This window comes from Nocardioides humi, assembly GCF_006494775.1.
Lineage (GTDB): Bacteria > Actinomycetota > Actinomycetes > Propionibacteriales > Nocardioidaceae > Nocardioides > Nocardioides humi.
Genome location: NZ_CP041146.1, coordinates 5,436,297 through 5,455,665 on the forward strand (window position 1 = coordinate 5,436,297; position 19,369 = coordinate 5,455,665).

The 19,369-nt window shown below is 72.7% G+C and carries 21 protein-coding genes and 3 pseudogenes; 15 read left to right on the plus strand and 9 right to left on the minus strand.

The genetic code is table 11. From position 1 onward, the window contains the following. Entirely contained in the window at positions 1–393 is a 393-nt protein-coding gene (locus FIV44_RS26235; RefSeq protein WP_141007024.1) for an alpha/beta fold hydrolase, read from the plus strand. Positions 394–440: 47 nt separating this feature from the next. Next, positions 441–872: a hypothetical protein gene (locus tag FIV44_RS26240; protein ID WP_141007025.1), complete on the plus strand. Its 432-nt coding sequence runs from the start codon at positions 441–443 to the stop codon at positions 870–872. A gap of 6 nt (positions 873–878) precedes the next feature. On the opposite strand, the gene FIV44_RS26245 is transcribed toward FIV44_RS26240, so the two are convergent. Continuing rightward, a complete protein-coding gene (locus FIV44_RS26245; RefSeq protein ID WP_141007026.1) occupies positions 879–1,916 on the minus strand; it encodes an esterase/lipase family protein in 1,038 nt (345 codons plus the stop codon). Between the two features lie 57 nt (positions 1,917–1,973). On the opposite strand from FIV44_RS26245, the pseudogene recO reads away from it, so the two are divergent. After that, positions 1,974–2,725, plus strand: a pseudogene (gene recO / locus FIV44_RS26250) (DNA repair protein RecO). 3 nt (positions 2,726–2,728) lie between these two features. On the opposite strand, the gene FIV44_RS26255 reads toward recO, so the two are convergent. Together FIV44_RS26255 and FIV44_RS32740 are read right to left on the minus strand one after the other, a co-directional pair. Then, positions 2,729–3,274 carry a Uma2 family endonuclease gene (locus FIV44_RS26255; protein ID WP_141007027.1) on the minus strand — a complete coding sequence of 182 codons (546 nt, stop codon included), beginning with the start codon at positions 3,272–3,274 and terminating at the stop codon, positions 2,729–2,731. Positions 3,275–3,372: 98 nt separating this feature from the next. Continuing rightward, positions 3,373–3,879 (minus strand): hypothetical protein, encoded by a 507-nt coding sequence (locus FIV44_RS32740; RefSeq protein WP_141007028.1) that lies wholly within the window; start codon positions 3,877–3,879, stop codon positions 3,373–3,375. Between the two features lie 61 nt (positions 3,880–3,940). Between FIV44_RS32740 and FIV44_RS32745 the strand changes: the two are divergent. Both FIV44_RS32745 and FIV44_RS30875 read left to right on the plus strand, forming a co-directional pair. Continuing rightward, positions 3,941–4,710, plus strand: a pseudogene (locus FIV44_RS32745) (isoprenyl transferase). A 28-nt stretch (positions 4,711–4,738) separates the two neighbouring features. Then, positions 4,739–4,900, plus strand: coding sequence for a hypothetical protein (locus tag FIV44_RS30875; protein WP_181410844.1), 162 nt, complete (start codon positions 4,739–4,741; stop codon positions 4,898–4,900). A 219-nt stretch (positions 4,901–5,119) separates the two neighbouring features. On the opposite strand, the gene FIV44_RS26270 is transcribed toward FIV44_RS30875, so the two are convergent. The 3 genes from FIV44_RS26270 to FIV44_RS26280 are packed head-to-tail and all read right to left on the minus strand — an operon-like array spanning position 5,120 to position 7,949. Beyond that, complete coding sequence (locus FIV44_RS26270; RefSeq protein WP_246086630.1) at positions 5,120–6,127, minus strand: metal ABC transporter permease; 1,008 nt, start codon at positions 6,125–6,127, stop codon at positions 5,120–5,122. Beyond that, positions 6,124–6,957 (minus strand): metal ABC transporter ATP-binding protein, encoded by an 834-nt coding sequence (locus FIV44_RS26275; protein ID WP_141007029.1) that lies wholly within the window; start codon positions 6,955–6,957, stop codon positions 6,124–6,126. Before FIV44_RS26275 ends, FIV44_RS26270 begins: the two co-directional genes overlap by 4 nt. Next, entirely contained in the window at positions 6,954–7,949 is a 996-nt protein-coding gene (locus FIV44_RS26280) for a metal ABC transporter substrate-binding protein (RefSeq protein WP_246086631.1), read from the minus strand. The genes FIV44_RS26275 and FIV44_RS26280 overlap by 4 nt, the downstream gene beginning before the upstream one ends. 70 nt (positions 7,950–8,019) lie before the next feature. Between FIV44_RS26280 and FIV44_RS26285 the strand changes: the two genes are divergently transcribed. The 5 genes and pseudogenes from FIV44_RS26285 (at position 8,020) to FIV44_RS26305 (ending at position 12,596) form a co-directional block, all read left to right on the plus strand. Next, on the plus strand, positions 8,020–8,334 hold the full coding sequence (locus tag FIV44_RS26285; RefSeq protein ID WP_141007030.1) for an antibiotic biosynthesis monooxygenase family protein: 315 nt from the start codon (positions 8,020–8,022) through the stop codon (positions 8,332–8,334). Positions 8,335–8,406: 72 nt separating this feature from the next. Next, complete coding sequence (locus FIV44_RS26290) at positions 8,407–9,804, plus strand: glycine--tRNA ligase (protein WP_141007031.1); 1,398 nt, start codon at positions 8,407–8,409, stop codon at positions 9,802–9,804. Then, positions 9,798–10,472, plus strand: a complete 675-nt coding sequence (locus FIV44_RS26295; RefSeq protein WP_141007032.1) for a hypothetical protein — start codon at positions 9,798–9,800, stop codon at positions 10,470–10,472. Before FIV44_RS26290 ends, FIV44_RS26295 begins: the two co-directional genes overlap by 7 nt. Positions 10,473–10,525: 53 nt before the next feature. Beyond that, positions 10,526–11,610 (plus strand): annotated as a pseudogene (gene dusB, locus FIV44_RS26300) (tRNA dihydrouridine synthase DusB). Positions 11,611–11,741: 131 nt separating this feature from the next. Continuing rightward, the gene (locus tag FIV44_RS26305; RefSeq protein WP_141007033.1) at positions 11,742–12,596 is read left to right on the plus strand and encodes a VldE C-terminal domain-containing protein; all 855 of its coding nucleotides are present in this window, start codon (positions 11,742–11,744) and stop codon (positions 12,594–12,596) included. 122 nt (positions 12,597–12,718) lie between these two features. Here the strand turns inward: FIV44_RS26305 and FIV44_RS26310 are convergent, their stop codons facing one another. Further along, the gene (locus FIV44_RS26310; protein WP_141007034.1) at positions 12,719–13,633 is read right to left on the minus strand and encodes an alpha/beta hydrolase; all 915 of its coding nucleotides are present in this window, start codon (positions 13,631–13,633) and stop codon (positions 12,719–12,721) included. Between the two features lie 195 nt (positions 13,634–13,828). Between FIV44_RS26310 and FIV44_RS26315 the strand changes: the two genes are divergently transcribed. Further along, the gene (locus FIV44_RS26315; RefSeq protein ID WP_141007035.1) at positions 13,829–14,710 is read left to right on the plus strand and encodes a helix-turn-helix transcriptional regulator; all 882 of its coding nucleotides are present in this window, start codon (positions 13,829–13,831) and stop codon (positions 14,708–14,710) included. A 19-nt stretch (positions 14,711–14,729) separates the two neighbouring features. Here FIV44_RS26315 and FIV44_RS26320 read toward each other — a convergent pair whose 3' ends face one another. After that, positions 14,730–15,377 carry a hypothetical protein gene (locus tag FIV44_RS26320; protein ID WP_181410845.1) on the minus strand — a complete coding sequence of 216 codons (648 nt, stop codon included), beginning with the start codon at positions 15,375–15,377 and terminating at the stop codon, positions 14,730–14,732. A 331-nt stretch (positions 15,378–15,708) separates the two neighbouring features. Here FIV44_RS26320 and FIV44_RS26325 point away from each other — a divergent pair, with 331 nt between their 5' ends. The 4 genes from FIV44_RS26325 to FIV44_RS26340 all read left to right on the plus strand — a co-directional run bounded on the left by FIV44_RS26325 (position 15,709) and on the right by FIV44_RS26340 (position 18,896). Further along, positions 15,709–16,614 carry a patatin-like phospholipase family protein gene (locus FIV44_RS26325; RefSeq protein WP_219996186.1) on the plus strand — a complete coding sequence of 302 codons (906 nt, stop codon included), beginning with the start codon at positions 15,709–15,711 and terminating at the stop codon, positions 16,612–16,614. A 57-nt stretch (positions 16,615–16,671) separates the two neighbouring features. Continuing rightward, a complete protein-coding gene (locus tag FIV44_RS26330) occupies positions 16,672–17,106 on the plus strand; it encodes a hypothetical protein (protein ID WP_141007036.1) in 435 nt (144 codons plus the stop codon). Between the two features lie 154 nt (positions 17,107–17,260). After that, the gene (locus tag FIV44_RS26335; RefSeq protein WP_219996187.1) at positions 17,261–18,100 is read left to right on the plus strand and encodes a HoxN/HupN/NixA family nickel/cobalt transporter; all 840 of its coding nucleotides are present in this window, start codon (positions 17,261–17,263) and stop codon (positions 18,098–18,100) included. A gap of 7 nt (positions 18,101–18,107) precedes the next feature. After that, a complete protein-coding gene (locus FIV44_RS26340) occupies positions 18,108–18,896 on the plus strand; it encodes a hypothetical protein (RefSeq protein ID WP_141007037.1) in 789 nt (262 codons plus the stop codon). On the opposite strand, the gene FIV44_RS26345 is transcribed toward FIV44_RS26340, so the two are convergent. Continuing rightward, positions 18,794–19,327 carry a GNAT family N-acetyltransferase gene (locus tag FIV44_RS26345; protein WP_219996188.1) on the minus strand — a complete coding sequence of 178 codons (534 nt, stop codon included), beginning with the start codon at positions 19,325–19,327 and terminating at the stop codon, positions 18,794–18,796. The two genes, FIV44_RS26340 and FIV44_RS26345, sit on opposite strands and share 103 nt — an antisense overlap. Positions 19,328–19,369: the final 42 nt, after the last annotated feature.

Consider the following 19,369-nt stretch of genomic DNA (forward strand, 5'->3'; position numbering starts at 1 on the left):
ATGGGTCGCGCCGCGCTGGCCTCCGAGCAGGTCGGACAGGTCTTCGTCGAGGGCCGGCGCGGCCGCGACCGCCTCGAGTACACCGAGTACGGCGCCGGCGAGGCCTGGGTCGTGCTCCTCCCGCCGCTGCTCGTGCCCCGGCGGGTGCACGACCGCACCGCGCGGATGCTCGCCTCCCAGGGCCTGCACGTGCTCGTCCTCGACCCGCTCGGTCACGGCCGCTCCGACCGCCCGGCCGACCCGCTGTCGTACTCGGTGACGGCCTTCGCCCAGCAGGTCGTGGCGCTGCTCGACCACGTCGGCGCAGCGCGGGCCGTCGTCGGCGGCAGCTCCATCGGCGCCAATGTCGCGCTCGAGGTCGCGGTCCTCGCCCCGAGCGGGTCGCCGGCCTGATCCTCGACGGGCCCGTCCTCGACAACGCCCTCGGCGCCCAGCTCGCCGTGCTCGGCCCGGTGCTCGCCGCCGCCCGGCTCGCCCCCTTCGCCCTCACCGCCGTGCGGCTGGCCACCCGCCCGCTGCCGCGGCGGATCGCCCCGGCCTGGGTGCGGCTGGCCCTGGACACCCTCGACGCACGTCCCGCACCGGTCGCCGCCGTCGTCCACGGCGTGCTCTTCGGCCGGTTCGCGCCCTCCGCGGACGAGCGCGCCGGTGTGGCCGTGCCCGCCCTCGTGCTGGCCCGGACCGCCGACCCGTTCCACCCCGCCGGCGACGCCGAGATGCTCGCCGGCGAGATCCCCGGTGCCGTCCTCGAGCGCGCCGAGGTGCCGCTGGAGTGGCGCCGCCGGCCCGAGCGGCTCGACATCGCGGTCACCCGGTTCGCGCGCGAGTGCACCCGCTCGGCGCGGCGAGGGCGTCGTACCGGCTCCTCCTGACCGACGTCAGCAGCCCGCGGCGTACACGTAGCACCGCAGCGCCGGCTCCCGCCGCACCAGCGGCGCCCCGCTGAACGTGACCATCGGCAGCACCGTGCTGACCAGGCTCGGCAGCGCGAACAGGACCGGCGTGTAGGACCGCACGTCGAGCGGGTCGACGCCGGGCATGGACAGCCGCGAGCACCACGACCGGTCGATCCGGGCGAGGTCGGCGGGGCCGTCGTGGTCGAGCGCGTCGGTGACGATGGCGTAGGTCGCCGGGCTGACCGTGCCGGTCAGGACGTGCTCGTAGGGGTCGAGCGGGCACACGTCCTGGACCCGGACGTTGGCGATGGCGCCGTCGCCGGTCGTCAGCGTCGAGGAGACGTGGGGGACGACGACCTCGTCGAGGCTCGTGTAGACGTTGGTGTAGTCGATGCCGGCGAAGGTCTCGGCGCCGCTGTTGAGGGCCTTCATGAACGCCGAGCCCGCCTTCTGCTGCCACACCGCGGGCACGCACGTCGTCAGGCCGGGGATGCAGCCGCCGAGCAGGGCGGTGCCGTGGTTGGACGGGGCCATGCCGATCACCTCGGCGACCTGAGCGCGTACGTCGGGCCAGAACCGCAGTGCCCACCGCGGGTTCATCCCGCCCTGGCTGTGGCCGAGGATCGCGATCCGGCGGCCGGTGGCGGCGTACATGGTGCGGATCGCGTGGACGACGTACTCGCCGGCGACCTGGATGTCGCCGAAGGTGTGGAACGGCATCGTCACCGTGCAGTAGTAGCGGCCCTGCGCGGCGAACACCCGCTCCCAGTTCCAGGAGTAGTTCTCGACCGGCGTGACGCTCGTGGCCGGGTTGAGCAGGATCGGCCGCGGCCCCGTGGCCGGGTCGCCGTGACAGCTCAGCGCGGCGTCGAGGGTCGCCGCCGGCACGCTGAGCGTGGGGCCGGGACGGTCGAGGGGCGCGTACGCCGGGTCGCCGGCGTCGGCGCGCGCCGCGCCGGGCGCGAGGAGGGACAGGACCAGGCCGAGCAGGACGAGCAGACCGAGAGTGATGCGCCGCATGACCCTTCAACGGGGTGGCGCCGGGCTTCGTCACGCCCGAGGCCGCACAATGAGGGGGTGCCGCTCTACCGTGACGAGGCGATCGTCCTGCGCACCCGCAAGCTGGGTGAGGCGGACCGCATCGTCACGCTGCTGACCCGCGAGAACGGCCTGGTCCGTGCGGTGGCCAAGGGCGTGCGCCGTACGACCTCGCGGTGGGGCTCGCGGCTCGAGCCGTTCACCCACGTCGACCTCCAGCTCGCCGAGGGCCGCAACCTCGACACGATCACCCAGGCCGAGACCCGGGGCGCGTACGCCGCGCCGCTGGGCGCGGACTACGACCGCTACACCGCCGGCACGGCCATGCTCGAGACCGCCGAGCGGCTGGTCGTGGAGGAGCGGGAGCCGGCCCGGCAGCAGTTCTCGCTGCTCCTCGGCGGGCTCAACGCGATGGCGGCGGGGGAGCGGCTGCCCGGTCACGTCATGGACTCGTACCTGCTGCGGGCGCTGGCGATCGCCGGCTACGCGCCCGCGTTCGTCGACTGCGCCCACTGCGGCCGTCCGCCCGTGACCGCCACCGGGGAGCTCGGTCACCACCGCTGGTTCAACCCCTCGATGGGCGGCGTGCTGTGCTCGACCTGCCGGATCCCCGGCTCCGCGACCCCCGCCCCGAGACCCTCACCCTGTTGGGCGGTCTGCTCGCCGGCGACTGGGCGGTGGTCGAGGCCGCCGACCCGCGGCACGTCCGCGAGGCCAGCGGCCTGGTCGCGGCGTTCGTGCAGTGGCAGCTGGAGCGCGGGCTCCGCTCGCTGGCGTACGTCGAGCGCTGAGCCCTACCGAACGAGGTCGGTCGGCCGGATCGAGACGGGGAACGGTCGCTCGGCGTGCCAGCAAGTGTCGCCGGAGACGTCGGCGACCTCGACATAGCGACCGTCCTGCAGCTCCCAGGCGATCAGCCGCGGCGCGACCGGATCGACGACCCAGTAGTGCGGCGCGTCGGCGCGCTCGAGGCGGTCGTGCTTGGTGTTGAGATCGGTCAGTGCGGTGCTCGGCGAGAGCACCTCGACGGCGAGGAGCGGCGGGCCGTCGAGCCGCTTGCCGGTGAGCCGGTCGCGCGGTGCGACGACCACGTCGGGCTCGAGCACGGTGTCGTGGGCGAGCACCACGTCGATCGGCGGAACCACCCAGAGGTGCTCCGGCGCGGCATCATCGAGGATGCGACACAGCTGGAAGTTGACGCGCTGGTGCAGGGGTGTCGGTGCCGCGCTCACGACGTGCACCCCGTCGACGAGCTCATGACGCAGCCCGTCCTCGGGCAGCGCGTCGAGGTCGTCGACCGTCAGCGCTCGCCCGGGCGGCACCCCCGTGTCGATCGTCATGGTCACCATGCTGCCCCACCTTCCCGAGAGATTCCATGCCGCGATGCTCAGCGAGCGAGGATGCGGTCGCAACCGCTCTTCCACAGACAGCGGGCGCGTCAGCCGCGCCGGAACCAGCCGCGCCTGCGTGCGGGCGGCGGCGCCGCCGGGACCAGCCGGACCGCCGTACGGTCGTCCCAGACGAGGGCATGGCCGCGGGCGGCCAGCAGCGCGAACAGCCAGTCCTCCGGGTACTGCCCGGAGGCGACCTCCTGCTCCTCCGGCAGCGGCTCGCCGACGGACTCGGTGACGTCACCGGCCTGCAGCACCACCATCCGTACGCCGGCGGGGCCGGCGACGCGGTACTGGTAGACGTCCGCGGCGCTCCCGAACAGCGCGTTCACCACCGTCACCCCCAGCCGCCGGGCGAGGGCGTCGGTGTCGATCTCGAAGGCCGGGTCGAACAGCACGGCGTGACCGCCGGCGTCGTAGCCGGCGACCCCGTCGAAGGTGCTCAGCGTGGCCTCCTCGGCGGGCAGCTCGTCCCCGGACCGGACCCACCCGGCCTCGGCCAGGCCGGCCAGCGGAGTGCTCTCGACCACCACGACATTGAGGTTGTAGCCCATGAGCGGGGCCTACCCGCGGGCTCGTCCCGGAAACGCGCGCGGCGCGTCGTAGGGTGCTCCGGTGGCCCGCCGCTCTCCCGTCCGTCCGCCCAGCCCGCACCCGTCCGGCGCCCGCCCCCGGCCGTCCCGAAGGCGCTCGTGCCCCCCCACGTCGCGATCGTGATGGACGGCAACGGCCGCTGGGCCAAGGAGCGCGGGCTGCCCCGGACCCGGGGGCACGAGGAGGGCGAGTCGAGCCTGTTCGACGTCGTCGAGGGGGCGATCGAGATCGGCGTGAAGGCGATCTCGGCGTACGCCTTCTCCACCGAGAACTGGTCCCGCAGCCCCGAGGAGGTGAAGTTCCTGATGGGGTTCAACCGCGACGTGATCCGTCGCCGCCGCGACGAGATGCACGAGCTCGGCGTCCGGGTCCGCTGGGCCGGCCGCGCGCCGCGGCTGTGGAAGTCGGTCATCAAGGAGCTGCAGGTCGCCGAGGAGCTGACCCGGCACAACCGGGTGCTGACGCTCACCATGTGCGTCAACTACGGCGGCCGCTCCGAGCTCGGCGACGCCGCCCGCGCCCTGGCCCGCGATGTCGCTGCCGGGAGGATCAACCCGGACAAGGTCGACGAGCGCACCCTCGGCCGCTACCTCTACGTCCCCGAGCTCCCCGACGCCGACCTGATCTGGCGCACCTCCGGCGAGCAGCGGCTCTCGAACTTCATGCTCTACCAGGCGGCGTACTCCGAGCTCGTCTTCTCCGACGTCCTGTGGCCCGACGTCGACCGCCGCCACCTGTGGGCCGCGATCGACGAGTACGCCCGCCGCGACCGCCGCTACGGGAGCGCCTGACTCCGCACCTCACTAGCGTGGCGCCCAGATGCTGGTCATCCTGGTGCCGAGCAGCCAGAAGGTCGGCACCTGGGGGATGCTGCCGGTCATGCTGCTCGCGGGCACGTCGGGGATCTTCTACCCGGTGCAGCGCCTCTGGGACTGGGTCGTCGAGGCAGCCCGGGACGCCTCGCTGCAGTGGGTCAAGTAGAGAAGTCGCCGGGCCCGACCCACCTGCCACTGGTGTCGGTCATCGCGGGATGCGAGGGCGACGGAGCGCAGGGAGCGAGGGACGAGCGACCGGAGCGGAGGAGGCGAGTCTTCCCGCGAGCCGACCGTCTGGCCGCCAGGCGACCTGACACCGAGCGAGCCTCGACCGCGCGGCCGGCAGCGTGGCGCGAGGGACGAGCGACACGCTCGGCCCATGAACCTAGTGCTCGTCGTAGTGGGCGCCGTGAGCCGCGTGGCGATGGCCGTCGTGGACGTAGTCGACGTGGTCGTCGTGGGGGACGGCGAGGTGCCCGCAGCCGGGCCCGTGGGCGTGCGGGTGCTCGTCGCAGGTCTCGTGGGCGGGCACGGCCCGGCCGGAGGCGAAGGGCTCGCGCAGCCGGGTGCGGCGGCGCAGCCAGATCCCGACCGGCCAGGTCAGGGCGTACAGGGTGAGGGCCAGGATGACGATGGTGGGTCCCGGCTGCACGGTCACGTCGCTCGGGGCGAGGGCGGCGAGGACCAGCCCGCCGACCGCCGCGAGGGTGCCGAGGAGCACGGAGGCGGCCATGGTGGTGCGGAACGAGCGGGACACCTGTTGGGCGGTCGCGACCGGGATCACCAGGAGCGCGGAGACCAGCAGCAGGCCGACGGTGCGCATGGCGACGGTGACGCTGACGGCCGCCAGCGCCGCGACCAGGAGGTTGTACGCACGGACCCGCAGCCCGGCGACGCGGGCGAAGTCGGCGTCCTGGGCGATGGCGTACAGCTGGGGGGAGAGTCCGACGCACAGCACGATCACGATCGCCGCGAGGATCATGGTGGTGAGCACGTCGTCGACCGAGATCGCGGTGAGCGAGCCGAACAGGTAGCGGCCGATGGTCTGGGTGCCCTGCCCGTCGAGCCCGGTGATGAGCAGGCCGCCGGCCAGGCCGCCGTAGAACATCAGGGCGAGGGCGACGTCGCCGTTGGTGCGGCCCTTCTCGCGGATCAGCTCCATCAGGAAGGTGGCGAGCACGGTCACCACGACGGCCGTCCAGATCGGCGAGGTGCCGGTGACCAGGCCGATCGCCACACCGGTGACCGCCACGTGGCCGATGCCGTCGCCCATCAGCGCCATCCGGCGCTGGACGAGGTAGGTGCCGATCATCGGCGCCGCGATGCCGGTCGCCAGCGCGGCGATGAGCGCGCGCTGCATGAACGGCAGGGAGAACAGCTCGGCCGGGCTCACGGGCGCTCGTCCTCCGTGGTGTCGACCGGCGCGGAGATCTGCGGGGAGCGGTCGCCCGTGCTCGGCTCCGAGCCGGGGTGATGGTGGTGGGTGTGCGGCTCGGCGAGCCACGACGAGTGCACCTCGTGGTCGGCCAGCGGCGGGCCGTCGTACGCGATCCGGCCGTCGCGCATGACGACGCACCGGTCGACGAGCGGCGCCAGCGGCCCGAGCTCGTGGGCGACCAGCACGATGGTGGCGCCGTCGTCCTTGAGGTGGCCGAGGGTGTCGGCGAGGATCTGCTGGTTGGGCAGGTCGACGCCGGCGGTCGGCTCGTCGAGGAAGAAGAGGTCCGGCTCGCCGGCCAGCGCACGCGCGATGAGGACCCGCTGCTGCTGGCCGCCGGACAGGTCGCCCACGGACTCCCGGCGCCGGTCGCGGAGCCCCACGACGTCGAGCGCCCGCTCCACCGCGGACCGGTCGGCGCGGCTCAGCGGCCGCAGCAGGCGCCGGCGGGTGAGCCGGCCGGAGGCGACGACCTCCCAGACCGATGACGGTACGCCGGACGCGGCCGAGGCGCGCTGGGGGACGTACCCGACGCGCTGCCAGGCGGCGTGGCGGTCGAGCGGCGCACCGAAGAGCCTCACCTCGCCCGTGGTCAGGGGGTTCAGCCCGACCAGGGTCCGGACCAGCGTGGACTTGCCCGAGCCGTTGGCGCCCATCAGCGCCAGGAACTCCCCGTCGCGCACGGCGAGGTCGATGCCGCGCAGGATCGGGCGCCCGCCGAGCGCGACGCTGCCGTCGCGGACCGCGACGGCAGCGTCGGTGACGGGAGCGGAGGCTGAGGTCATGAGCACCCGTTGGCGGTGCGCAGGGCGGCCAGGTTGGACCGCATGAGAGACAGGTAGTCCTGGTCCGCGGTCTCGTCGGTGAGGCCCTCGATCGGGTCGAGCACCTTGCTCTCGATGCCGAGGTCGCCGGCGAGGGTCTCCGCGGTCTTGGGGCTCACCAGCGTCTCGCTGAAGACCGTGGTGATCCCCTCGCGCCGGATCAGCTGCTGGAGCTCGGCGATCGCGGCCGGGGTCGGCTCGGCGTCGGGGGAGAGCCCAGCGATCGATGCCATGTGCAGACCGTACTTCTCCAGGTAGCCGAACGCGTCATGGGAGACCACGATCGTGTCCCGCTCGCACGACGAGAGCCCCGCCTCGAACTCCTGGTCCAGCGCCTCCAGGTCGGAGCGCAGGTCGGCCGCGTTGGCCGCGTAGTCCGCCGCGTGGTCGGGGTCGAGCTCCGACAGCGAGGTCGCCACGGCGTCGCCGAAGGCTGCCACCCGGATCGGGTCGTGCCAGAAGTGCGGGTCGAACTCGCCGTGCTCGTGGTCCTCCTCGCCCTCCTCGCCCTCCTCGCCCTCTTCGTCGGCGTGCTCGTCGCCTTCCTCGTCCGCGTGCTCGTCGTGGTCCTCGTGCTCCTCGAAGGGCTCCAGCTCGACCACGTCGGCGACGTCGAGCGTCTCGCCGCCGGCGTTCTCGGCGACCGTCTCGTCCACCGCGGGCTGGAACTCGCTCTCGAAGACCACCAGGTCGGCCGCCGCGATCCGCGCGGTGTCCTGCACGTTGATCTCCAGGTCGTGCGGCTCCACGCCCGCCTTGGTGAGGGAGGTGACCTTCGCGTGGTCGCCGGCGACCCGCGCGGCGACGTACTCCAGCGGGTAGAAGGCGGCGACGACCTCGGGCCTGGCCCCGGAGGTGCCCGACTTCGTGTCGCCGCCGTCGGAGAAGGCCGAGCAGCCGGCGGTGGCGAGGGCGAGCGTGGTGACGGCGACGACGGCCTGCAGAGAGCGCATGAGAATCATTCTCATCCGTGGGCGGGTCGCCGTCAAATCGATGCGGCGGGCGCGTGCGTAGAGTGCGGCCGTGCTCGTCGTGAACCGCTTCCGCGCAGGGGAGGACCCGGACGGGCTCCGGGCCGACCTCGAGCGCGTCCACCGCCTCCTCGCCGAGCAGACCGGGTACGTCGACGGCTGGGTCGGCCGCAATGTCGACGACCCCGGCCTGTGGACGCTCACCACCCGCTGGGCCAACGTCGGGGCGTACCGGCGCGCGCTGTCGTCGTACGACCTGAAGCTGCACGGCGTCCCGGTGCTCAGCCGGGCCATCGACGAGCCCGGCGCCTACGAGGTCGTGGAGCCCGGAGGAATGCTCAACGTGGCGGAGTCTCGCGTAACCTAGGGGCTTCGCTCTGCGAGTCGCGCACCAAGCCCGCCCGGCAGCCAGCCGGGCTCGTCCCACAAAGGAATCCACGTGGCCAAGCCGCCCCCGTCCACCGTCGACCAGGTCGTCTCCCTCGCGAAGCGCCGAGGCTTCGTCTACCCCTGCGGGGAGATCTACGGCGGTACCCGCTCGGCCTGGGACTACGGCCCGCTGGGGGTGGAGCTCAAGGAGAACATCAAGCGCCAGTGGTGGCGCTCGATGGTGCAGAGCCGCGACGACGTCGTCGGCCTCGACTCCAGCGTGATCCTGCCGCGCCAGACCTGGGAGGCCTCGGGGCACGTCGCGACCTTCACCGACCCGCTCACCGAGTGCCAGTCGTGTCACAAGCGGTTCCGCGCCGACCATCTGCAGGAGGCGTACGCGGAGAAGAAGGGGATCGACGACCCCGACGACGTCCCCATGTCCGACATCGCCTGCCCCAACTGCGGCACCCGCGGCGCCTGGACCGAGCCGCGCCAGTTCTCCGGCCTGCTCAAGACCTATCTCGGCGTGATCGAGGACGAGTCCGGCCTGCACTACCTGCGCCCCGAGACGGCGCAGGGCATCTTCCTCAACTTCGCCAACGTGGTCACCTCGCAGCGGATGAAGCCGCCGTTCGGCATCGCCCAGATCGGCAAGAGCTTCCGCAACGAGATCACGCCCGGCAACTTCATCTTCCGCACCCGCGAGTTCGAGCAGATGGAGATGGAGTTCTTCGTCAAGCCGGGTGAGGACGAGGAGTGGCACCAGTACTGGATCGACGCCCGCACGAAGTGGTACACCGACCTCGGCATCGACCCGGCCAACCTGCGCCACTACGAGCACGCCAAGGAGAAGCTGTCCCACTACTCCAAGCGCACCGTCGACATCGAGTACCGCTTCAACTTCGCCGGCTCCGAGTGGGGCGAGCTCGAGGGCATCGCCAACCGCACCGACTTCGACCTGTCGACCCACGCCGAGCACTCCGGCAAGGACCTGTCGTACTTCGACCAGGCCTCCAACACCCGCTACGTCCCCTACGTCATCGAGCCCGCAGCGGGTCTCTCCCGCAGCCTGATGACCTTCCTCGTCGACGCGTACGCCGAGGACGAGGCGCCCGACACCAAGGGCGGCGTCCGCAAGCGCACCGTGCTGCGCCTCGACCCACGGCTGGCGCCGGTCAAGGCCGCGGTGCTGCCGCTGAGCCGCAACGAGGACCTCACGCCGAAGGCGCGCGCCGTCGCCACCGAGCTGCGGGCGCTGTGGAACATCGACTTCGACGACGCCGGCTCGATCGGCAAGCGCTACAGCCGCCAGGACGAGATCGGCACGCCGTACTGCGTCACCGTCGACTTCGACACCCTCGACGACCAGGCGGTCACGGTCCGCGAGCGGGACACCATGTCCCAGGAGCGGGTCGCGCTGGACAAGCTCACGACGTACTTCGCCGAGCGGCTCGTCGGATGCTGAGGGGCACCCGGCTGGTGATCGCCGCGGGCCTCGCGCTCACGGCCCTGGCCGGGTGCGGCTCCGACGACGGCGACGACGCCGAGGAGCGGCCGTCGCCGAGCGAGGCGACGTCCGCCGCCCCGGCGACGTACCTGCCGGTGCCCGAGGACGTCACGCTCACCGAGCCCGGGACCGCCCTCGCGCTGGGGGAGGAGGGCGTCGTGGCGTTCCAGCGGCGCCAGGACGAGGTCGGCGTGCTCGCCGTCACCGTCGAGCGGATCGAGCGCACCTCGTTCCAGAAGTCCTTCAAGGGCTGGAACGTCGACGACGTGACGGCCGCGCGGACGCCGTACTTCGTGCGCGTGAGGGTCGCCAACGCCGGTGACGTCGACCTCGGCGGGCTGCGGCTCGACAACGTGCTGTGGGCCGAGGACGGCACCACCCTCGAGGCGCCCAACTACTACACCGCCGAGCAGCTGCCGGTGTGCTCCGGCGACCCGCTGCCGGCGCCGTTCGCGGAGGGCGCCACCGCCGAGCTGTGCCAGGTCTACTTCATCGCCCCGACCCGGGAGCTGGAGCGGGTCTCCTTCACGCCCTTCGGCGGGCTGGACGCGATCAGCTGGAGCGGCGAGCTGAGCCCGGTCAAGAAGGTGAAGAAGAACAAGGAGAAGGACGAGGAGACCCCGTGAGCGGCCTGCGCCTCGGCCCGCTCGAGGTGCCGGCGCCCGTCGTCCTGGCGCCGATGGCCGGCATCACCAACGCCGCCTACCGCCGGCTGTGCGCCGAGCAGGGCGCGGGCCTGTACGTCTGCGAGATGATCACCAGCCGCGGCCTGGTCGAGGGCGACGAGACCACCCGGCGGATGCTGGTCTTCGACGAGGCCGAGAAGGTCCGCTCGGTCCAGCTCTACGGCACCGATCCGGTGTACGTCGGCAAGGCCACCCGCATCCTGTGCGAGGAGTACGGCGTCGCGCACGTCGACCTCAACTTCGGCTGCCCGGTGCCGAAGGTCACCCGCAAGGGCGGCGGTGGGGCGCTGCCGTGGAAGCGCAACCTGCTGGGCCGGATCCTGGAGGAGGCGGTGGCCGCGGCGGCGCCGTACGACGTGCCGGTGACGATGAAGACCCGCAAGGGCCTCGACGACGACCACCTCACCTATCTCGACGCCGGCCGGATCGCTCAGGACGCCGGGTGCGCGGCGATCGCCCTGCACGGGCGGACCGTCGCGCAGGCCTACTCCGGCCAGGCCGACTGGGACGCGATCGCCGCCCTGGTCGAGCACGTCGACATCCCGGTCCTCGGCAACGGCGACATCTGGGAGGCGGCCGACGCGCTGCGGATGGTCGAGCAGACCGGCGTCGCCGGCATCGTGGTCGGGCGCGGCTGCCTGGGGCGGCCCTGGCTGTTCCGCGACCTCGCGGCGGCGTTCTCCGACGACGGCCCGGGGGAGACGACGCTCCCGACCCTGGGCGAGGTCACGGTCATGATGCGCCGTCACGCCGAGCTGCTGTGCGAGCACATGGGCGAGGAGCGGGGCTGCAAGGAGTTCCGCAAGCACGTCACGTGGTACCTCAAGGGGTTCCGGGCCGGCGGCGAGCTGCGGCGCTCGCTGGGCCTGGTCGACTCGCTCGCCACGCTCGACCGGCTGCTCGCCGACCTCGACCCGGCCGAGCCGTTCCCCGCCTCCGAGCTCGGCGCCCCCGCGGCCGGCAGGGTGCCCCCCGGCACCGCGTGGTGCTCCCGGAGGGCTGGCTGGACGACACCGACGGGCTCGGCGACGGCTGCTCCGGCGTACTGGAGGACGTCGACGAGACCACCGGCGGGTGACCCGACTCACCCCTCCGAGCGGTCTCACCAATTGGTTGAAGGCTTGATCTCTGTGCTCTACTCGCACGATGCTCTGGCGCAGGCCAGGGTTCTCGGGATGCATCTGTAAGCGACAGCAAAGGAATCAGCGCGTGGCCACCAGCCACAAGCGGGAAACCGCGCGACGTACGCCCCGAGCCGCCGTTCTGGCCGGCTCCCTCGCCGCCCTCGCGACCACCGCGGTCGTCACGGGAGGCGTCCTCAACTCCTCGGCCCCCGGCGCCGACCTCGTCGCCGTCGACCGCTCGAAGGCCGCGGCCGGCTCCGTCGGCGACAGCGGCCGCCGCCTCCCCGTCCTGTCCCGCAGCGCGGACCGGTCCGCCGACGCCATCGGCACCGAGCTCGACGCGCTGCTCTCCGACGACGCGACCGCGAAGGCCGTCGCCGAGGCCGACCAGCGCCGCTGGACCGCCGCCCCGCTGAACCTGTGGACCCGCCCTGACAAGCGGGCCAAGCAGGTCGGCGAGATCGAGGTGGGCGAGAAGGTCCTCCTCACCGGCCGCACGTACGGCGAGCGCGCCGAGATCGTCCTCGACGGCAAGTCCCGCTGGGTGACCGCCGGACACTTCTCCGACGAGAAGCCGGCCACCCTCGGCGGCGCCTGCACCAACGGCACCAGCGTCCCGGCCAACGTCAGCGCCAGCATCAAGAAGGTGCACGAGGCGGTCTGCGCGAACTTCCCGGAGGTCCGCGTCTACGGCACCCTCCGCGGCGGCGGCGGCGACCACCCCCGCGGCCGGGCCGTCGACATCATGATCTCGGGCGCCCGCGGCTGGGAGATCGCGAACTTCGTTCGCGCGAACTACTCCGCCCTCGGCGTCTCGTACGTCATCTACGCGCAGAAGATCTGGTCCGTGGAGCGCTCCGGCGAGGGTTGGCGGGGCATGCCGAACCGCGGCTCGGCCACCGCCAACCACTACGACCACGTGCACGTCTCGGTCTTCTGACAATGTCGGACGTTGCATCCGACGTACGATTCTTGCGTTGGATGTAGGCGCCATGCAGCCTTGTGGTGGGCCCGAACGACTTCCGCCGTCGTGCGAGGCGACACGCGTCCCCATCGTCCAGCTCAGAGCTTGTCGGTGAAGAAGGGGCCGAGCTTGCTGACGGCCTCGGCGACCTCCTTCTCGCCGTCGTAGAGCTCCATGTGGTTCGCGCCCTCGACGACGTGGAACGACTTGTCCGTGCTGGCGGCGCGCTCGTACAGGTCGTCGCTCATCCACTTCGACCCCGCCTCGCTGCCCGCGATCAACAGCAGCGGCTGGGTCAGGAACGCCTCGGCCTTGTGGAAGGCGTCGTAGGCGATGATCTGCGACAGGCTGCGCGCGGTCATGTAGCCCGGGGCATTCGGGTGCTCGCAGCGCGGCGTGTGGTAGTACTCCCACGCCTGGCGGAGCTCCTCGTTCGGGGCGTCCTCCTCCTTCATCGGCGCCAGCGGGAACGGGTTGTCCTTCCCCGCGGCATCGGCGGTGCGCGCGTCCGCGCCCATCTTCAGGACCGGAGCCGCGTCGGCATCCTTGACGTCGTTGGTCCAGCCGTTGCGGAACATCTGGCCGATGTTGACCATGCTGACGGTTCCCACAGCCTTGATGCGGGGGTCGTCGATCGCGGCGTTGGCCGTGTAGCCGGCGCCGGCGCAGATGCCCATCGCGCCGATCCGGTCGCTGTCGACGTAGTCGAGCGTGGTCAGGTGGTCCACGACCGCGGACACGTCCTCGGTGCGGATGTAGGGGTTCTCCAGCTGACGCGGCTCGCCCGTGCTCGCGCCCTGGAACGACGCGTCATAGGCGACCGTGACGAACCCGAGCTCCGCCAGCATGCCCGCGTACAGACCCGCGGTCTGCTCCTTCACGCCGCCGCCGGGATGGGAGACGACGACGGCCGGGTAGGTCCTCGATGCGTCGAAGTCCGGCGGGAGGTTGATCACGGCCGCCAGCGTCGTTCCGTAGCCGTTCAGGGTCTTGATGTCGATGTTCTCACTCATGGGTTCTCCCTTCGCTTCATGCCTGTGCGTGGGGCCTGCGTCTCGCGATCCCTGTCGCACCGAACAGCTCAATCGTGGAACGCGACCGACGGCCCCGGAAGGTTCCGTTGGAACCCCCTCCGTCCCCACTGGTAGGCGCTCGCGGGGTTCTGGCAGGGCCTGTCTCCCGGCAGCAGGCGTTCGTAGGCTTGGGCCATGAGTCCGAAGGACGAGCGCGTGCGGGACTTCCTGTCCACCCGCCGCGCGAAGATCACCCCGGACATGGCCGGGCTGCCCACAGGCAGCGGCGTCCGGCGCGTGCCCGGCCTGCGTCGCGAGGAGGTCGCGATCCTCTCCGGCGTCTCCGTCGACTACTACACCCGGATCGAGAAGGGCGACCTCACCGGCGTCTCCGACGAGGTCCTCGATGCCGTCGCCCGTGTCCTGCAGATGACCGACGACGAGACCGCCTACCTCTATGACCTCGCCCGCGCGGTCCGTCGGCCCGCCCGCGCCCGCAGACGGACCAGACCGTCGTCGATCCTTCCGCAGCAGGCGCAGCTGCTCATCGACTCCATGAGCACCACGCCGGTCATCGCGCACAACGGATGCCTGGACATCCTGGCCGCGAACCCGCTGGGCCGGGCACTGTTCTCCGACATCTACGACAGCCCGACCAGGAGATCCGCAGTCGCGCCGCCCAACCTGGCATCGTTCGTGTTCCTCGACCCCGTCGCCGGGGAGTTCTACGCCGACCTCGACGACGCCGCAGACACCACGGTGCGGATACTGCGCACCCAAGCCGCCTCCACCCCGCACGACTCACGTCTCACCGCCCTCGTCGGGGAGCTCTCCACCCGCAGCGAGGACTTCCGCGCCCGCTGGGGCGCCCACGACGTCGGCAAACATCGCGCCGGCAGCAAGACCCTCCATCACCGCGAGGTCGGCGACCTCGTCCTCGGGTTCGAGGAACTCACCCTCGACTCCATCCCGTCGATCACGCTGTCCGCCTACATTGCCGAGCCCGCCTCTGCGACCGCCGAACGGCTTCAGCTCCTCGCGGCTCTGGCCCTCACAGCGACCCCCGCACAGCCCTGAGGACCGCCGGGTGAGCATGTCAGCGCACCTGCTGACATGCACTCCTACAAGCTATTCCGACACTTCGATCATCCGACTCCACCGGCACAACCCGAGGCAGGGACGTTCCGGAGGAGACGGTCGCCGCGATCAAGCAGCGCCCAGCGGGACCTGTGCGGTCGCCACGTCGAGGGCTTGCTCGCTCACCGTCCGGGGCCGTGTCGAGGTCCCGGACGTGGTGGAGGTGGATGCCGATGTGGCCGACGCCGAGCAGCAGGGTCGCGGCGACCAGCGGCAGCAGGCGGCCGTAGACGCCGAGCAGCACGAACGCCGCCACCGGCAGCGTGGCCAGCGGCACCGGCACCGGGCCGAGCGGCCGGTAGAAGTCGGCCTCGGTCCGGTCGCTGCGGCCGTACCGGATCCAGCAGGCCAGGTAGGCCCCGAGCGCCGCGGTCGCCGCGACGAGCCACCACGACCATGCCGACCACGCCCGCAGGTTGGTGTCGGCGAAGAGCAGTGCGGCCGCGGTGGTGAGCACCTGGCCGCCGCGTTCGAGGATCACGAGCGCTCTCGGCTCGCCGGTCGCGTCGTACCCGGCAGGTCGTGCGCGCCACGCCCACCACAGGTTCGGCAGGAACAGGGCGGCCAGGAAGGCCGCACCGACGAACGAGAAGCCGAACCGACCCATGAGCAGATCCTCCACCCATCTGGGGTGCTAGTGGTCATCTCCGTTGATTCATCAAGGGTCTACGCACCCAGGGCACGCACCTCGCCGCGTTGGCGACGCTCGGAAGACAGCCCGGTATGCCGTCGCGCCGCCGCCTTGCGATGCACGCACCCTGAGCACGGATACCCCCGACGTATCAACGGAGACGACCACTAGCGTGGCGGCGGTCGTGATCCGAGGAGGTGAGTCCCGTGAACGCAGTATCCGCAACGGGTGCTCCCCTGCTCACGATCGCGCGACGGAGGTAGCCGTCGCGGGGAGCGCCTCCAGGCAATCGGGAAAGGCGACTCCCATGAGCATGACGACTTCCTCACCTGAGCGCGCGCTGGTCCTCGGTGGCGGCGGCGCGGTCGGCAACGCGTGGCTGATCGGCGTGACGGCCGGCCTCCTCGACGTCGGCCTGGACGTGACCGACGCCGACCTGATCGTCGGGACCTCGGCCGGGGCGACGACCGCGGCCCAGATCACCGGCGCGGCGCTGCCCGAGCTGTACGCCGCCGTCCTCGCGGCTCCTCCCGCTCGTCCCGCTCGTCCCGGTCCGCCCGGTCCCGGCGGCCGACCCGGTCCTGCGGGAGCGGTGGCCGACCACCTCGAGCGGACCGGCCGCATCATCGCCGCCGCGCAGGACGCCGCCGACATGCGCCGCAGGATGGGTACGGCGGCACTCGAGCTGGACGCGGCCTCGGACGGCTCCCGGCACGCCGGGTGGCGCGCCATCGTCGCCGCCCGGCTGCCCGCTCGGCAGTGGCCGGACCGGGCGCTGCTCGTCACCGCGGTCGACGCCGCCACCGGTGAGCCGGTCGTCTTCGACCGCGCCAGCGGGGTCGACCTGGTCGACGCGGTCGCGGCGAGCACGTCCAGCGGGCCGCCGTACCGGATCGGCGAGCGCCGCTACATCGACGGCGGCTACCGGCGCAACGAGAACGCCGACCTGGCCGCCGGGCACGCCCGGGTGCTCGTGCTGTCACCGTTCGGCGGCCGGACCCGGCACCCGCTGGAGTGGGGCATGCAGCTCGCCACGCAGGTCGAGGAGCTCCGCGCGCAGGGCAGCAGGGTCGCGACCGTCGTCCCGGACAGCGGGGCCGAGCACATGTTCGGCGCGAACGCGACGGATCTGTCGCTGCGGGCGCCCGCGGCACGGGCCGGTCGCGACCAGGCCCGGGCCCTCGCCGAGCAGCTCGCCGAGCTCTGGGGCTGAGGCCGGGCCTGTGGATAGCCGGTGGCCCGGACCCGTCCCGCCGGGCATCCTGCTCAGATGCTTCGACGCGACCCTCGACCGCGCATCCGGACCCAGGCCGAGCTGGACCAGCTCTGGCGGGGCTGGGTACGGCGGCGCAACGAGCCGCCGGTCGGCACGACCTGCCTGCTCGTGTACGCCGACGGGAGGGTCACCCGGAGCACGGTGACCTTCACCGACCTCGACGGGCCGCTGGACGACGGGCGTCAGCGCCGCTTCGTCCACTGGATTCGTCACCTGCTCGACGACGACACCGCTGGTTGGCGCATCGCGTTCATGATCGCCCGTCCCGGCGCGCCCGTCGTCGGCGAGCGCGACCTGGCCTGGGCCACCTCGCTGTACGTCGCCGCGCGGCTCGCCGGCGTGGCCTGCGAGGTCGTGCATCTCGCCGCCGGCAACCAGGTGCGCCCCCTGCCGCTCGACGCGCTTCCGTCGCACGCGTTCGGCCATTGAGCGGGATCGGTCCGGTCGCCCAGTGTTCACCGCTCGGCTCCGCGCCGGTCACACCGCGGCGACGGGGATGTCGGGCGGCGCCGGAAGGGTAGGACGGAGCGGCGTCGCCCGGGTGGCTGCCGCGCCCGAGGCCCGCCGAGCTCCCGGAAAGTCCATGCTGCCTGCCCTTCTCCCGTCGTCCTTCGAGTTCTCCTTCGCGACCGCGCTGGGGGAGGACTTCGTGGGGCTGGTCCAGTCGCCCGGCTTCGTCCCGTTGGCCTTCGTGGTGGCGTTCGCCGCCGGAGCCGCCCACGCCGTGGGACCGGGGCACGGCAAGAGCCTGGCGGCCGCGTACCTGATCGGCTCCGAGGGGCGGGTCCGGGACGCGGCGTGGATGGGCGGCAGCGTCGCGGTGATGCACACCCTCTCGGTGCTGGTGCTCGCGGTCGCCTGGACCTTCTTCTCCCTCTCCGACCTGGTCCGTCTCGAGCAGCTCACCGGCGCCCTCCAGGTGGCCGGCGGCCTGCTGGTGATCGCCGTCGGCGCGGTGCTGATGCGCCGCGTGCTCCGCGGCGGGCACGGCCATGGTCACGGGCACGGACATGGGCACGGACATGGGCACGGACATGGGCACGGGCATGGGCACGGACATGGGCACGGGCACGGTCACGGCCATGGGGACGGGAGCGCCCGCCCCGGCCTCATCCTGCTCGGCGTCTCCGGCGGCATGGTCCCGTCGCCGACCGCGTTCCTGGTGCTGGTCACCGGCCTGTTCACCGGCCGCTCCGGCTTCGCGCTCGCCCTCGTCATCACCTTCGGCCTCGGTCTGGCGTCCGTCCTGTTCGTCGTCGGCCTGCTCGCCCTGGGCGGGCGCAACGTGGTCGCCCGTGCCGCCGAGTCCCGCCGAGTGCTCGCGCTGGCCACGCGGGTGGGTCCGCTGCTGGCCGCGACCACGATCACCCTGATCGGCTGCGCGGTGGCCGCCGCCGGCGTGTCCGGCCTGGTCGCCGCGTGAGCGCTCGATGACCCCGCTGGCCGGCGTGCTCCTCGCCGGCGTCCTGCTGCACCCGTTCGGCGACCCGCAGACCCTGCAGGTCGGGCGTGACGGGGACGTCGTCCAGGTGGTCTGGCGCGCCGGCGCGGCCGACGACCTCACCCTGCTCGGGATCGACCTCGGGGTGCTGCCCGGCGACCGGGTGCGCGCCGACGGGACGATCGCCTACGAGTTCTCCGACGGCCGCAAGGTGGCGGCGTCGGCGGCGCTGCCCGGCTACCTGCTCGAGCACATCGCGGTCGTGGCCGACGGCGTCGCCTGCCCCGGCGCGGTCAGCGAGGTCGGCAACCTGGTCACCCAGGGCGCCGTCCTGCGGTTCACCTGCCCGACCGCGCCGGCGGCCGCCGAGCTCACCGTCAGCACGCTCACCGACATCGATCCGGCGTACCGGACCCTCGCCACCGGTCCCGACGGCCAGCGCGCGGTCTACGCATCGTCGGACCCCACCCGCCGCTGGTCGCTGGCCGAGGGCACCGCACCGGGCCTCGGCAGCCCGGCCGGCGGCGCCACGGCCACCACGAGCGCCGACCGCGACACCGGGTACGACGGCGCCGGGCTCGGCCGCAGCGCCGTGCTCCAGATGGGAGCCCTCGTCGGCGGCCCGCTCGTCCTGGTCCTCGCCGGCCTCCTGCGCCGCAGACGGCGCCGGCAGGCTCAGCCCGCGACCGGCAGGTCCCTGCGGAAGGCCCACAGCAGCACCGTGGGGATCGGCCGGTGGTCGAGCTCGGGCGCGCGACGGAATCCGGCGGACAGGTAGAGCCCGTGGGCCGCGGTCATCGCGGGCAGCGAGGACAGCAGGATCTCGCGCATCCCCTCGGCACTCGCCCGTCGTACGCACCAGGCCACCAGCTCCCGGGCCACGCCCCGGCCCCGGTGGGCGGGCGGTACGGCGAGCATGCGGAACTCCGCCTGGTCCCGGCCGCCGGCCAGCTCCCGCCACGGTGAGCCCGGCGGGCACCAGGTGACCGTGCCCAGGACGGCGTCCGCGTCGTCCACGGCCACCCAGACCTCGGCCTCGGCGTCGCGTCGTGAGGCGTCGCGCAGCTGCGGCGCGTACACGTCGTCGGTCTCGTCCGCGCTGCTGAGCAGCCCGTCGGCGTCGTACGCCTGCAGGGTCAGCTCGCCCACGGCGGCGTACTCCTCGGAGCGTGCCCGCCGGACGCGCGTGGTCCCGAGCGGCGTCGTCACCGTTCCACCGTAACGCGGCCCCTCAGGGGCGGCCCCGGGCCG